Source organism: Sebaldella sp. S0638 (assembly GCF_024158605.1).
GTDB lineage: Bacteria > Fusobacteriota > Fusobacteriia > Fusobacteriales > Leptotrichiaceae > Sebaldella.
The window spans coordinates 18,087-30,024 of record NZ_JAMZGM010000051.1 but is presented as its reverse complement, the minus strand read 5'-3'; the positions used below and the strand labels follow the sequence as shown (position 1 = coordinate 30,024).

Here is an 11,938-nt window from a genome sequence, read left to right as displayed (position 1 = left end):
CATTTCGGACACCTGCCTTCTCTCAATTAGTTTACACAATCAAGATTTTTGTGTCCACTTTTTCATACTAACACCACATACAGTCTCCTTAGAAAATCAAACAATAGTTTCAGCTATGTTTGTTATATATAACTTTGGAATAGTCAGGAATCGAACCTGAACTCACCAACCAAGGCAGCACTTGCCATTATGCTACTATTCCATAAAAGATAACAAGCTATTGCTTGTCATCTATAGGTATATTTACAATACTATTACTTCCCTGCACTTTTGGGAGTTTTCCATCCCACTTATCAATATACATTTTTCTTAATACTGATGGTGTCAGAGATTCAGTTAATTTTTGATTTGCCTGTGCTTCTAAATCTTTTAATTTCAAATTTGTTTCTGCAGTTTTTATTCTTTGCTGATTTTCTATCTCCACTTTCATTGCATTTTGCTGTGCCACCTTCTTTGCTTCTATTGCCTTTTCAAATGCATCTGAAAAATCATGATTTATTATCGACACTTTTGTCACTTGAATTCCATATGGTTCCAGATCAGCTTTCAGATTATTGAAGATGTCTTGGGATAATTGCTGCCTTTTTTCTACAACTTCCTCTATTGTATATTTAGCTGTATTTGCCTGTACTATTTCTGATATTCTCGGCTCCAAAAGTCTTGGCTTATAATCATTTTTAAAGTCTTCATACAACTTCATTATATTTACTATCCTATATTGAACTGCTATTTCTGTATCTATTGACTGTATATCTTCTGATGATACAGAAAATTTTGATTGAATTTTCTGTTCTCTTGTTTCTATTTTTGTTTTTTTCTCTATTAGCGGAACTTTGAAATTTAGTCCTGCCTGTTCAGTTCTAACTACTTTCCCAAACCTTGTTATCACTGCTGTTTCTCCTGTCTTTACAGTAAAAATAGATGGTAAAGATATTACTATTCCAATTAAAACTAGAATCCCTATACCTATTTTCAAATAATCCTTTTTTTCTAACTCTAAATCTCCATATTTGTCTCTTTTCATTTATTCCTCCTTTATTTTATTAGTCGACATGACTTGGATTCGAACCAAGAACACCAGTTTGAAGGCTGACGTTTTACCTGTTAAACTACCATACCATAATTAGAGGTGGGACAAACCTCTAGACATACTGTATTAAAATCTTGTCCAAATAATTTTAAAGAGCTCCTCATAGAAACTTTCAAATTTTAATAATAAATAAATCTCTACACACCCTTTATTAATTTAACCCAGCTTTCTATAACATTAATTAATACTTCTATAAACTCTTTTTCTTTTTTTTTACTTTCCTTTCTATGAATTTTTTCAATATTGATTCTTCCAGACATAAAGCCTAATCTAAATTAAAATGAAACGCGCTTTTTCGTCTTACTCAAGCCCAAATTAATCTTATCCATTACAGCATTTATTGAATTTTCTGTGGTTTTCTTCTTCCTAGTATTCCAAACTATTATCCCTAGTTCTATTGCTATAATTCCCAATAATATTGTATTCAGCATTTCATCACCCCCCCTTTTTTATTTACCAAAGTAAATTATATTTGTATTAAAAAATTAACTGCACGTTTGCAATTTTGTTTTTTATCCTTACTGTGTTTTAATGCATTTATTATTCCTGCTTTTGTTGTATATACTTCACCATTCTTTTTCGGCAATTTATATATCAAATCTTTTAATTTCAAGTCTTTCTCTATTAAAATTTTCTTTACATCTTTGTAATCCAATTTCACCACCTCAGTGCGATTATAACACTTTTATTTACTAAAGTAAATATATTTGTAAAAAAAATATTTTATACCTCCCTATCGTTAAACTACATCTATATTTAAATATCACATCAGTTATAAATAATTTTTCTGATATATCCTTCAATTAATTTCTCTATTTATTTTCAATACTCTAAAATTTAATTTTTATTGAAAAACTTTGCTTTAAAGTATATTTCTTGAAAACCCATTAAAAACTTTAATTTATCATCCTCATCAATTGTTTCATCATAAAAAAAGGAACTTGCTTCATTCAAAAAAACATTCAGTTCCTTTTTTTTCATTGGTGATAAATTAGCCCCTGCCATATTAAAAACTTCTATTTTATCCAAATTATATATTTCTGATAAAGCACTTAAAACAATAACAGGAACTTTTTCAAATTCTCCATCTTCTATTCTTTTTATATTTGTATGTGTGTAATTCATACCTCTTCCTTTTAATCTAGTTTCAATTTGCCTCAATGATAATTCTTTCGATACTCTAGCATTTTTTAATACTTCACATATTTTCATCATTCTCTCCTTCTTAATATTTCTTATATCTTAATATGAGATTGATACGAATGATTAAAAAATAGCATTATAATATATTTTTATTACCCTACCATGACATATTAATTCATTTTCATCTAATACAATCACATCTTGATATTCAGAATTAAAAGACCTCAATCTAAGTATATCTTGCTCATCAACAATAGCTTGTTTTATATAAGTTTCTTCTTTATATGTAAATATAAATATTTTTTTATTATAATCATTATATTCTAAACAATTAGGATTAACTAAGGCAATTGATCCATTTGGTATTATACCATTACTACCGACCATACTCTCTCCTACAACTTTAACCGCATAATAATCTTCTCTATAATCTTTTTCAGGAATTTCGAACTTTCCAATTTCTACATCTAAATTTAAAAAACCATTTCCTGCACTAGCACTCCCATATAATGGAATTTCAATTTTTTCATTCTCATTTCTTAGCTTCATTAATTCCGATAGTTCAGTCAAATCTATACCTGCTAACTTAAATACAATATTAAAATCTAAAGAAAAAATCTCACAATATTTTTTCAATATTTTTATATCAGGGCTTTTAGTTTTTCCACTTTCTATCTTATATAAACCACTTTCTGAAATTTTGACACCTTGACTTTTCATTAACAGTGAAAGCTTTTCAAACGAGTAACCTTTTCTTTCTCTAGCTTCTCTCAAAACTTCTCCCAAAGATTGTTTTTTCATATTTTCTCCTTCCTTACCTCATCTTATTATATTATATTTTTTTGACTTTGGTAAATTTTTTTATTTTTTTATCTTGACTTTGGTAAATTTTTTTTATATAATCAAATAAATAAACACAAAATATATATTTTTTTATATTTTTTATTTACTTTGGTAAATGAAATATGTTTGATACTTGGGTTAAAATAAAATAATAAATAGGAGATGGTAAAATGATAGAAAAAATCTGTATCTACATTGGAAATACAGAAATATTTAAATGGTATACTGGAAGCTTTTTAGGTCAAAATTGGATGTTAATTGCTTTCATTACAATTATAATATTTATTTTTACTGACATTAAATTCAATAAACCTGATAGCTATATTTTAAAACTGTGGGAGTTTATAAAAGTATTGGATCAGAAAAGTAAATTTATATATGAAAAAAGAGACAGCGATAATCTGGCCAGACTAAAAACTGTCTCGATGAAAACTAACGATAAAACTATAACACAAAAAATAAAATTATTCAAATGAGGTTGATAATTATGGAAAATCAAAACTTAAATATAATTATTTTCAAAATAAAAAAACTATATGAAAAGCAAGAGCAAAGAAAGGATAGCAAATGCAAAACTGCATAATATATGCCAGAGTTAGCACAACCATGCAGGAAGATAATGAAAGTCTAAAGTATCAAATAATAAAAACTCAAGAATATGCTATCTCAAAAGGCTACCATATAAAAAGAGTTATTTCAGATGTAGAATCCGGTGGAAAAGATGATCGTCCTGGATTCTTAGAATTAATGAAAGAAATACACAAAAAATCTTTTGATGTCCTCATTGTATTTGAAATTTCCAGAGTTTCAAGAACTTCAAAAACTCTTATTAATTTTGTATTCGATTTAAACGAAAAAGGAATAAAATTCATACCTATTTCACAACCGGAGTTAGATACCACAACACCTACAGGCATGCTTTTTTTTCACATTCAGAGTGGGCTTGCCGGATTTGAAAGAAAACAAATTTCTATCAGAACAAAATCTAATAAACTAGCTAGAGCAAAAGATGGTATCTGGCAAGGGGGAACACTACCTTTTGGATATACGAAAGATAATAATAATAACATAATTCCTGATGAGGAAAATGCCTATATATTAAAGAATATCTTTTTAGATTATATTGAATACAGATCTTTAAAAAAAGTTGCTGAAAAATACCACAGAAATATTTCTAGTATAAAATTTATGCTTTCAAATAAATTTTACATTGGTAAATTACCCTATGGAAAACAGGAAAATAACATTGATACAAATACCTATAAAAGGCATAAAGAATTTAAAAATATTTTTGAGGGAAGACACCCTGCCATAATAGATTTAGATATTTTTGATACAGTTCAAGATTTGATTTCTCAAAACAATATAATAAAAACTAATGGTCTTTTATTTTCTGGAATCTTAAAATGTCATTGTGGTGGAAAAATGTATAAATCAACCTGCAGTAAGGGATTTAATAACTATAAATGTAACATCTGTAATAAAGCCATAAGTACAATTAAAATAGAAAAAGAAATTCTTAAAAGATTAATGCAAATGACAGAATTAGAAAAGCTTAATAGTATGGTTACTGCCGATAACACAATCAATATGCAAAAAAAAATAAATATCTCAAATAAAAAAATCTCTTCTTTCGAAGACGAAAAGTTAAAACTTATAGATTTACTTACAAAAAATCTACTAACAGAAAATGAATTCGTAAAATCTAAAAAAAGAATTGATAATAAAATAGATTTAGAAAATCAAAATATAAAAAAGTTTTCCTCTATCATTGCCTTTGAAGATAAAAAAAATAACCAGATGGACAACATTGAAATCCTTAGAAATGTTATTAAAAATATAAAAGATGATGAAATAACTGAATTAAATGAAATTTTCAGGATGTTAATTAATGAAATAATTTTAATTTCAAAAGCCCCATTACAATTTAACATAAAATTAAATATATAAAAGATGCCTAAAATAGGGCATCTTTTTTTAATAGTCTGGGTACTTTTTCCATTGAAAAGCTATTTTTTTAATATAAAATTCGTATTTTTAGATTTTCAAATAAAAAATCTTATTTTAGAAAACTCTGAAAGCCTTTTAAAATAAGATTTTTTTGATAGTCTGTAGATACATATGGTGCCCAGACGCGGAATCGAACCACGGACACAGGGATTTTCAGTCCCTTGCTCTACCGACTGAGCTATCTGGGCATAAATGGCGGAAGAACTGGGACTCGAACCCAGACACCTTGCGGTTTCGCCGGTTTTCAAGACCGGTTCCTTAGCCAATTCGGACATTCTTCCATCTCTCTGTTCTACATAATACTTAACAGAACCCATATAATATACCAAAAAATAAGCATGATGTCAAGAAAAAAAAGAAAAAAAATTCCCATTTCCACTCAAAGCCTTTAAATTCAGCGTTCCAACATCTCCTTCAATACCTGAAAACATTTGATCTCAAAATAAAAAAACAGGGATTTTTAAGATATTTCCCCTGCTTTCTATATAAATTACCAAAAAATTCTATAATTAAAAATTCAAAATTACCAGTTAATCGTATCTTTTCCAGCCTCTTTCAAATATTCATTTATCTTGCTGAACGGCTTACTCCCGAAAAATCCTGTATGTGCAGATAAAGGACTCGGATGAACTCCTTCTATTATCTTATGTTTAGGGTTCGTGATTAAAGGAACCTTCTTTTTGGCATCCCCGCCCCAAAGTACAAAAATCACCTGTTCATCTTTATCATTCAGCTTTTTTATAACAGTATCAGTAAAAATTTCCCAGCCTTTTTTTCTGTGAGAAGCTGCTTTCCCAGCCTGCACTGTTAACACCGTGTTCAAAAGCAGTACTCCCTGCTTTGCCCAATCTGTAAGATTACGTTCCGTTCTTTCTATATCAAGATCTGATTTCAGTTCCTTAAACATATTACGAAGTGAAGGAGGAAATTTTGCTTTTTCCGACTCTATGGAAAAACTCAGACCATGTGCCTGATGCGGTCCATGATATGGGTCCTGCCCCAGAATTATCACATTTGTATCTTCATAACTGGTCAAATCCAATGCATTATAAAGATTTTTTCTTTCAGGATAAATATCAATTGTTTCATATTCTTTATCCAAAAATTCTTCCAGATTTTTAAAATATTCTTTTTCCTTTTCCTCTTCCAGCAATTCTTTCCATGTATTTTTCATTCTGACTGCCTCCTGAATTTTTTAGAATTAGTATTTCCGTAACAAAATCATACTAAAATATTTCTCTTTAAAATATAATACTCAAGAATGATTTCATCTTCTATAATTCTATCTCAACACATTTTTTTTGTCAAATAAATTTCTGATATAATTCTATTTTATAAAACTTTTCCTGTATAATCTGTCCTGATAATTTCTTTATTATCCTCCATATGCCAGTTTATTATCTTTTCCACTATACCGGGTGTAATTATTTCTTTACTCCAGACCGGACATTTTATTCTCTGCCATCCTTTAAAATCTTTTCCAAAAAAAATTTTACTCGCACTTATAGTCACAAAATCACTGCCTATCAGATAATGCAGTGCTTCTTTTCTGTTATCAGATGCTATATAAAGTGTAAGTCCGTAAGAATTCCCCTCTGTTATTCCTACACTATACCAGTCATTTTTCACATACCAGTAAAATATTCCGTGCTTTGTCTTTAATAAACGCTTTCCTTTTTTACTTACCATTATCCCTCCTGAATAAACAGTACTTTTCTGATATTCTAATCTATTCTCTTCATATCTTCAATAAAAATTTCCGTTTACCGCATAAATTCAGGCTGATCCCCATAATCCTTTTCTAAAATATCTGCAAACACTGTTCTCTCATCCTCTCAGATTAAAAAAAACGCCATTTTTAGACATTTTCTAACATGCAGCCAGACTGACGGACACAAAAACACAGTATCCTCTTTAACAACAAAATAAATAGTTATTTCATTTTCTATGATCAAAATGTAATTTTATAAAAAATTGAATAGAGATAAAATATGAATTTCCAAAACTAACAGGAAGGAAAAGAAAAGAATTTAAACAAAAAAAATCGCCGTAAATCCAAACAGCGAATATTTATCTTCAACATTAGTGCTGTGCACCAATATATTATAACCTTGGTACACCCTAGGGGGATCGAACCCCTGTTGCCGGGATGAAAACCCGGTGTCCTAACCACTAGACGAAGGGTGCAAATGGTGGATCCGACTGGGATCGAACCAGTGACCACTCGGTTATGAGCCGAGTGCTCTAACCACCTGAGCTACGGATCCATAATTTTGTATGGCGTGCCTGAAGAGATTCGAACTCCTGACCCACGGCTTAGAAGGCCGTTGCTCTATCCAACTGAGCTACAGGCACAAAATTATTTTGGTGAGCCATACTGGAATCGAACCAGTGACACCATGATTAAAAGTCATGTGCTCTACCGACTGAGCTAATGGCTCTTATGGAGCGGGAGACGAGGGTCGAACTCGCGACATTCAGCTTGGAAGGCTGACGCTCTACCAACTGAGCTACTCCCGCATATAAGTGTTGTATTTTATTGGTTGCGGAGGCTGGATTTGAACCAACGACCTTCGGGTTATGAGCCCGACGAGCTACCAGACTGCTCTACTCCGCGTCAAAGTATTCTCTCTTTCCATTTACTCAACAACATGTGTTACTCCGATGGTGCCTCGGGCCGGACTTGAACCGGCACGGTGATATTCACCACAGGATTTTAAGTCCTGTGCGTCTACCGATTTCGCCACCAAGGCACACAGACAAGAAGTATTATATAGTATCTAGCTTCAGATGTCAACAGATTTCTTATTTAATTTAACATTAAATGGCATTCTGTTTCATCAAAACCAATAAATTCAATGCTTCCCGGAGAAAAATTTTTTTCATTTTTTTGTTATTTTTTGAAAGAATCCACTGCTTTCCATACACTTGGAACTGAAAAAGTTACCAGTGCCATCTTCACTAAGTCACCTATTATAAACGGGTATAGTCCCATTTCAAGTACATTTCCTTTTACAAAAAAAGATAAATGTATCAGACCGAAAAAGTACATTACTGTTTCAGCAAGCAGCATCATAGCAAGAGTTTTAACATAAGATTTCCCCCATCCTTTTTCAGTCAGGTAACCGCATATTAAAACCATGAAAACATATCCTATAAGGTATCCTCCTGTGGGTTTCAAAAACAGAAGACTTGGTCCTGCTGTTCCAAAAAGCGGAAGTCCTGCCATACCTGCGGCAATATATGCTCCTATAGTTTTCAATCCTAATTTTCTTCCGTAAACCAATCCGATCATAAGAACACCAAATGTCTGCCCTGTAATTGGTACCGGCGTAAATGGAAGCATTATTGTAATTCTTGCAGTCATACCCAGAAAAATTGCGCCAAAAACTATTAACAATAATTCTGTAACTATGCTTTCATTTTTTTCTTTTATTATCTTATTAATTAAAATATTTTCTCTCATCAAAATCACACCTTTCTTGAGAATAACAAGTGTATTTTATCAATTTATCACCATAATGTCAAATCTAAACAAAAATTCTCTCTCTAAGCCTGTTCTTTAGCTTGTAAGCATATCTCCAAAACTAAAAAACAACCGGGAATATAAAATCCGGCTGTTTATTTATTTTCTAATTTTCTACATATTCTCTTATTATATTTTCTGCTTTTGCTGCGATATCCTCGTAACTTCCCTCGGGGGAGAATCTTTCCAGTACTTTTACTTCTATTTTTCTTGGTTTAGGAAACTTTGTATATCTTGAATATGCCTCGAATGCTCCTTTTATCCCGATACACTGAACACTGATATTTAATTCTTTCGCAAGAATAGCAAAAACTTTTTTAAACTGGCTTACTTTGCCGTCTTTTGTTCTTGCACCTTCAGGAAAAATCAAAATGTTTCTTCCTTGTTTCAGTGCATTTGTTATCTCTTCTATTGTGTGCTTTATATTATTATTTATATCTATGACGACTATATTTGCATTTTCTGCTATGTATTTCATAAGACCTTTTTTGAAATAAAGATCAATTGCAAGAAAAGATGTTTTTTTCAGTATCTTTGCCGGAAATACCCCTGCTACCACTAATGCATCTATAAAGCTCTGATGATTTGATACGAAAATTACCTGTTCGCCTGTAAGCTTTTTCTTATCCACTGTTTTCAGTCTGAAATACAATTTCAGTATCAATAGAATAGGAAGTCTGAATGCCCTTGCTATCCATCCTGAGTTTGTTTTTCTTACAGGTACTTCTTCTATAATCTCACTCCAGTTTACTTCTTTTTCATAAAATTCTGTTGCACGTTCTTTTATATATTCTGAAAGTTTTCTTAATGTAGAAATTTCCGAGAACTTCCCTTCATCCAGTTTCAGTCCGAAACTATTTTCTATATATGCAAGCAGTTCTACTTTATCAAGCGAATCAAGACCTATTTCCAGTTCCAGATTATCATCAGGCCCCGGCTCAAAGCCTTTTAGCTTTTTCACATAATCCTTTAATACTTTATACTCGTTTGTATCAGGTTCAGGAACCTTCTCTTTCTTTTCTGCTTTGTCATCAAGAATATCCGGCAGCATAAATCTTTTTAACTTCCCGATCCTTGTTTTAGGCAGCTCTTCTTCCACCAGCTTAAAATGTAAAACCTTTCTGTAACTGGCTGCTTCAAGATTATAGTCCTCGATTATCTCTTTTATGTACTGCTGTATATTATTTTTACCCTGTTTTCTGAATTCTACAAGATCAGGCACTACTATAGCATTCAACTTTTCATTTTTCGCTACAATCCCCAGTTCTTTTATCAGATTTTTACTTATTGCCTGTATTTTGGTTTCTATAGCTTCAGGATCAATATTTTTACCGTTTGATAAAACTATCATGCTGGATTTACGTCCTTTTACAGTAAGATATCCCTCACTGTCAAGATCACCTATATCTCCTGTTTTCAGCCATCCGTCCTCAGTTATTATTTCTTTTGTCTTATCAGGTTTTTTATAATAGCCTTTCATTACCTGAGGCCCTTTTATCCATATTTCTTCCTCTACTATTTTCACTTCTGTTCTTGGAAGAAGTTTTCCCACTGTTCCGAGTTTTCGTTCTTTTATTGTAGCTACAGCAATAATCGGAGACGTTTCAGTCAGCCCGTAGCCCTCAGTTACGTAAAAACCAAGCCGTTCGAATATTTCCCCGACTTCTACATCCAGTTTTGCCCCTCCGGAAATAAGCTGTTTCAGATTATTCCCCAGTTTCTTATGTACTTTTCCGAAAATAGCTTTTCTTATCTTCATTGATTTTATAAATTTTGTTGAATTGTATATCTTTCTTGCTAAAAAACTGCTGTCTATCTGTGCCTTTATACCATCTCCGAGAAGCTTATACACTCTCGGGACTCCCACCATTATTGTAACTCTGTTTCTTCCAAGTGCCTCAAGCATTTCTTTACTTGCTATTTTTGAAACAAAAACTATCGAAGCACCTGAATGCATTACCACTAAGGTTACCATTAAGGGCAGTACATGGTGAAACGGAAGCAGAGCCAGTGTCTGATCCACATCTGTTATAATTTCCCTTGCTATTATTCCTTCCATATTTGACATCAGATTTTCAAATGAAAGCATTACACCCTTTGGATTTCCGGTAGTTCCTGATGTATAAAGCATAGCTGCTGTATCATCCTTTCCCGGAACCCTGTATTCTCCCGGCTTTTCCTCTATTTCCTCTGCTTTTATGTCATCTACATTTATTATCTTTACGCTGTCCGGCAGAGAATCTATTTTCCCGAGGGCTTTCTCCATATTTCCTTTAGTTTCGTTCGAACAAAATATTATTTTTGGTGTGGCATCATTTATTACATATGCCATTTCATCGGGATTGCTGTTAGCATCAATTGCTACTCCCACGCCTTTATTATTCCATATTGAAAAAAAGGCATACAGCCATTCCGGTCTGTTTTCCATTAGTATAAGTACATTTTCACCATTAAGTTCGTCGTATACATTAGAAAACCTTTTTATATTCGACATTAATTCTGCATATGTATGCGGCTTATTATTAAAATCCACAAATGCAAGATGGTTATCTTCTCTCATAAACATATATTATCAGCCTCATAAATTTATTTTTTATTTATCATACCATAAATTATAATATAAGAACATATTTTTTTATCTGCTTCTTAAAGTCAGTAATTCCGGACATTCAGGATGATTTGTCAAAACACCGCGGCTTTTTCCGAGATACTTCTCTTGCCCAGACACATTAAACGTTAATATACAAATGTCCAATTAAATTCTTACATCTTTTATAAATAATTTCAATATTTTTGATTAATTATATCCACAGAAACAACTATGTTATCTTTATCTAAAAATACCACCATATATTTCCGCCTTATCCCGCTCTCACCATAAAACTGAAATCCTCTTTTCTCTGCATCAATAACATACTGAAGACTGTTTGAATAACCGTTTTTACCCTGATATCCTTCACCGATAATAAATTGTGTATTCCCGACTCCCAAAACAGCTGTTACCTCATCTTTAGAAAGTCCTGACAGTTTTTTGGATTCTATGATATTTTTTGCCATCTTTGTACGTCTGCGTGATATCCCGAACATTTCAAATGATGATAATGCCTTGCTGTCGTCAAATGACTTTGACATATCGAAAACCATATAAAAATCATTTGTACCTTTCCAGTAGTTTTCATCAAAATCAGCTTTGAAAACACAAGAACTAAGGACTAATATTAATATAAACATAACTGTTATTTTTTTCATCTTATCTCCGTAAGGTTCTTTTTATATTTTTTATGTACTTTATTATATCATAATTTATGAAAACAAATTAAATAATC

General features: G+C 31.6%; 12 protein-coding genes and 11 tRNA genes. 2 read left to right on the top strand and 21 right to left on the bottom strand.

Annotation, left to right across the window (positions count from 1 at the left end):
* Positions 1-135: 135 nt before the first annotated feature.
* The 7 genes from NK213_RS13400 to NK213_RS13370 form a co-directional block, all read right to left on the bottom strand.
* Positions 136-202 (bottom strand) — tRNA-OTHER (locus NK213_RS13400).
* Between the two features lie 15 nt (positions 203-217).
* Complete coding sequence (locus NK213_RS13395; protein WP_253349969.1) at positions 218-1,024, bottom strand: prohibitin family protein; 807 nt, start codon at positions 1,022-1,024, stop codon at positions 218-220.
* Between the two features lie 24 nt (positions 1,025-1,048).
* Positions 1,049-1,119: transfer RNA gene (locus NK213_RS13390), tRNA-OTHER, on the bottom strand.
* A gap of 246 nt (positions 1,120-1,365) precedes the next feature.
* The gene (locus NK213_RS13385) at positions 1,366-1,521 is read right to left on the bottom strand and encodes a hypothetical protein (protein WP_253349968.1); all 156 of its coding nucleotides are present in this window, start codon (positions 1,519-1,521) and stop codon (positions 1,366-1,368) included.
* Between the two features lie 35 nt (positions 1,522-1,556).
* The gene (locus NK213_RS13380) at positions 1,557-1,745 is read right to left on the bottom strand and encodes a hypothetical protein (protein ID WP_253349967.1); all 189 of its coding nucleotides are present in this window, start codon (positions 1,743-1,745) and stop codon (positions 1,557-1,559) included.
* Positions 1,746-1,927: 182 nt separating this feature from the next.
* Positions 1,928-2,302: a hypothetical protein gene (locus NK213_RS13375; protein WP_253349966.1), complete on the bottom strand. Its 375-nt coding sequence runs from the start codon at positions 2,300-2,302 to the stop codon at positions 1,928-1,930.
* 54 nt (positions 2,303-2,356) lie between these two features.
* Positions 2,357-3,034 (bottom strand): XRE family transcriptional regulator, encoded by a 678-nt coding sequence (locus NK213_RS13370; protein WP_253349965.1) that lies wholly within the window; start codon positions 3,032-3,034, stop codon positions 2,357-2,359.
* A 212-nt stretch (positions 3,035-3,246) separates the two neighbouring features.
* On the opposite strand from NK213_RS13370, the gene NK213_RS13365 reads away from it, so the two are divergent.
* Both NK213_RS13365 and NK213_RS13360 read left to right on the top strand, forming a co-directional pair.
* Complete coding sequence (locus NK213_RS13365) at positions 3,247-3,552, top strand: hypothetical protein (protein ID WP_253349964.1); 306 nt, start codon at positions 3,247-3,249, stop codon at positions 3,550-3,552.
* A gap of 91 nt (positions 3,553-3,643) precedes the next feature.
* A complete protein-coding gene (locus NK213_RS13360; RefSeq protein WP_253349962.1) occupies positions 3,644-5,026 on the top strand; it encodes a recombinase family protein in 1,383 nt (460 codons plus the stop codon).
* A gap of 172 nt (positions 5,027-5,198) precedes the next feature.
* Here NK213_RS13360 and NK213_RS13355 read toward each other — a convergent pair.
* The 14 genes from NK213_RS13355 to NK213_RS13290 all read right to left on the bottom strand — a co-directional run bounded on the left by NK213_RS13355 (position 5,199) and on the right by NK213_RS13290 (position 11,861).
* Positions 5,199-5,274 (bottom strand) — tRNA-Phe (locus tag NK213_RS13355).
* A 5-nt stretch (positions 5,275-5,279) separates the two neighbouring features.
* Positions 5,280-5,367: transfer RNA gene (locus NK213_RS13350), tRNA-Ser, on the bottom strand.
* A 242-nt stretch (positions 5,368-5,609) separates the two neighbouring features.
* Positions 5,610-6,260: a uracil-DNA glycosylase gene (locus NK213_RS13345; RefSeq protein ID WP_253349960.1), complete on the bottom strand. Its 651-nt coding sequence runs from the start codon at positions 6,258-6,260 to the stop codon at positions 5,610-5,612.
* A 158-nt stretch (positions 6,261-6,418) separates the two neighbouring features.
* Positions 6,419-6,775, bottom strand: a complete 357-nt coding sequence (locus NK213_RS13340; protein ID WP_253349958.1) for a hypothetical protein — start codon at positions 6,773-6,775, stop codon at positions 6,419-6,421.
* A 423-nt stretch (positions 6,776-7,198) separates the two neighbouring features.
* Positions 7,199-7,273: transfer RNA gene (locus NK213_RS13335), tRNA-Glu, on the bottom strand.
* 3 nt (positions 7,274-7,276) lie between these two features.
* Positions 7,277-7,353, bottom strand: a tRNA-Ile gene (locus NK213_RS13330).
* Between the two features lie 11 nt (positions 7,354-7,364).
* Positions 7,365-7,441: transfer RNA gene (locus NK213_RS13325), tRNA-Arg, on the bottom strand.
* A 10-nt stretch (positions 7,442-7,451) separates the two neighbouring features.
* Positions 7,452-7,527: transfer RNA gene (locus tag NK213_RS13320), tRNA-Lys, on the bottom strand.
* 3 nt (positions 7,528-7,530) lie between these two features.
* Positions 7,531-7,606, bottom strand: a tRNA-Gly gene (locus tag NK213_RS13315).
* A 20-nt stretch (positions 7,607-7,626) separates the two neighbouring features.
* Positions 7,627-7,703, bottom strand: a tRNA-Met gene (locus NK213_RS13310).
* Between the two features lie 48 nt (positions 7,704-7,751).
* Positions 7,752-7,839, bottom strand: a tRNA-Leu gene (locus tag NK213_RS13305).
* 140 nt (positions 7,840-7,979) lie between these two features.
* Entirely contained in the window at positions 7,980-8,552 is a 573-nt protein-coding gene (locus NK213_RS13300) for a biotin transporter BioY (protein ID WP_253349956.1), read from the bottom strand.
* Positions 8,553-8,718: 166 nt separating this feature from the next.
* Positions 8,719-11,178, bottom strand: coding sequence for an AMP-binding protein (locus NK213_RS13295; protein WP_253349954.1), 2,460 nt, complete (start codon positions 11,176-11,178; stop codon positions 8,719-8,721).
* Positions 11,179-11,396: 218 nt separating this feature from the next.
* Positions 11,397-11,861, bottom strand: coding sequence for a hypothetical protein (locus NK213_RS13290; RefSeq protein ID WP_253349952.1), 465 nt, complete (start codon positions 11,859-11,861; stop codon positions 11,397-11,399).
* Positions 11,862-11,938 lie beyond the last annotated feature (77 nt).

What these genes read in the sequence shown, in the direction of transcription:
- NK213_RS13370 (WP_253349965.1), bottom strand. Translation starts at nt 3,034, where the DNA reads ATGAAAAAACAATCTTTGGGAGAAGTTTTGAGAGAAGCTAGAGAAAGA.
- NK213_RS13340 (WP_253349958.1), bottom strand. Translation starts at nt 6,775, where the DNA reads ATGGTAAGTAAAAAAGGAAAGCGTTTATTAAAGACAAAGCACGGAATA.
- NK213_RS13385 (WP_253349968.1), bottom strand. Translation starts at nt 1,521, where the DNA reads ATGCTGAATACAATATTATTGGGAATTATAGCAATAGAACTAGGGATA.
- NK213_RS13290 (WP_253349952.1), bottom strand. Translation starts at nt 11,861, where the DNA reads ATGAAAAAAATAACAGTTATGTTTATATTAATATTAGTCCTTAGTTCT.
- NK213_RS13295 (WP_253349954.1), bottom strand. Translation starts at nt 11,178, where the DNA reads ATGTTTATGAGAGAAGATAACCATCTTGCATTTGTGGATTTTAATAAT.
- NK213_RS13365 (WP_253349964.1), top strand. Translation starts at nt 3,247, where the DNA reads ATGATAGAAAAAATCTGTATCTACATTGGAAATACAGAAATATTTAAA.
- NK213_RS13375 (WP_253349966.1), bottom strand. Translation starts at nt 2,302, where the DNA reads ATGAAAATATGTGAAGTATTAAAAAATGCTAGAGTATCGAAAGAATTA.
- NK213_RS13300 (WP_253349956.1), bottom strand. Translation starts at nt 8,552, where the DNA reads ATGAGAGAAAATATTTTAATTAATAAGATAATAAAAGAAAAAAATGAA.
- NK213_RS13360 (WP_253349962.1), top strand. Translation starts at nt 3,644, where the DNA reads ATGCAAAACTGCATAATATATGCCAGAGTTAGCACAACCATGCAGGAA.
- NK213_RS13395 (WP_253349969.1), bottom strand. Translation starts at nt 1,024, where the DNA reads ATGAAAAGAGACAAATATGGAGATTTAGAGTTAGAAAAAAAGGATTAT.
- NK213_RS13345 (WP_253349960.1), bottom strand. Translation starts at nt 6,260, where the DNA reads ATGAAAAATACATGGAAAGAATTGCTGGAAGAGGAAAAGGAAAAAGAA.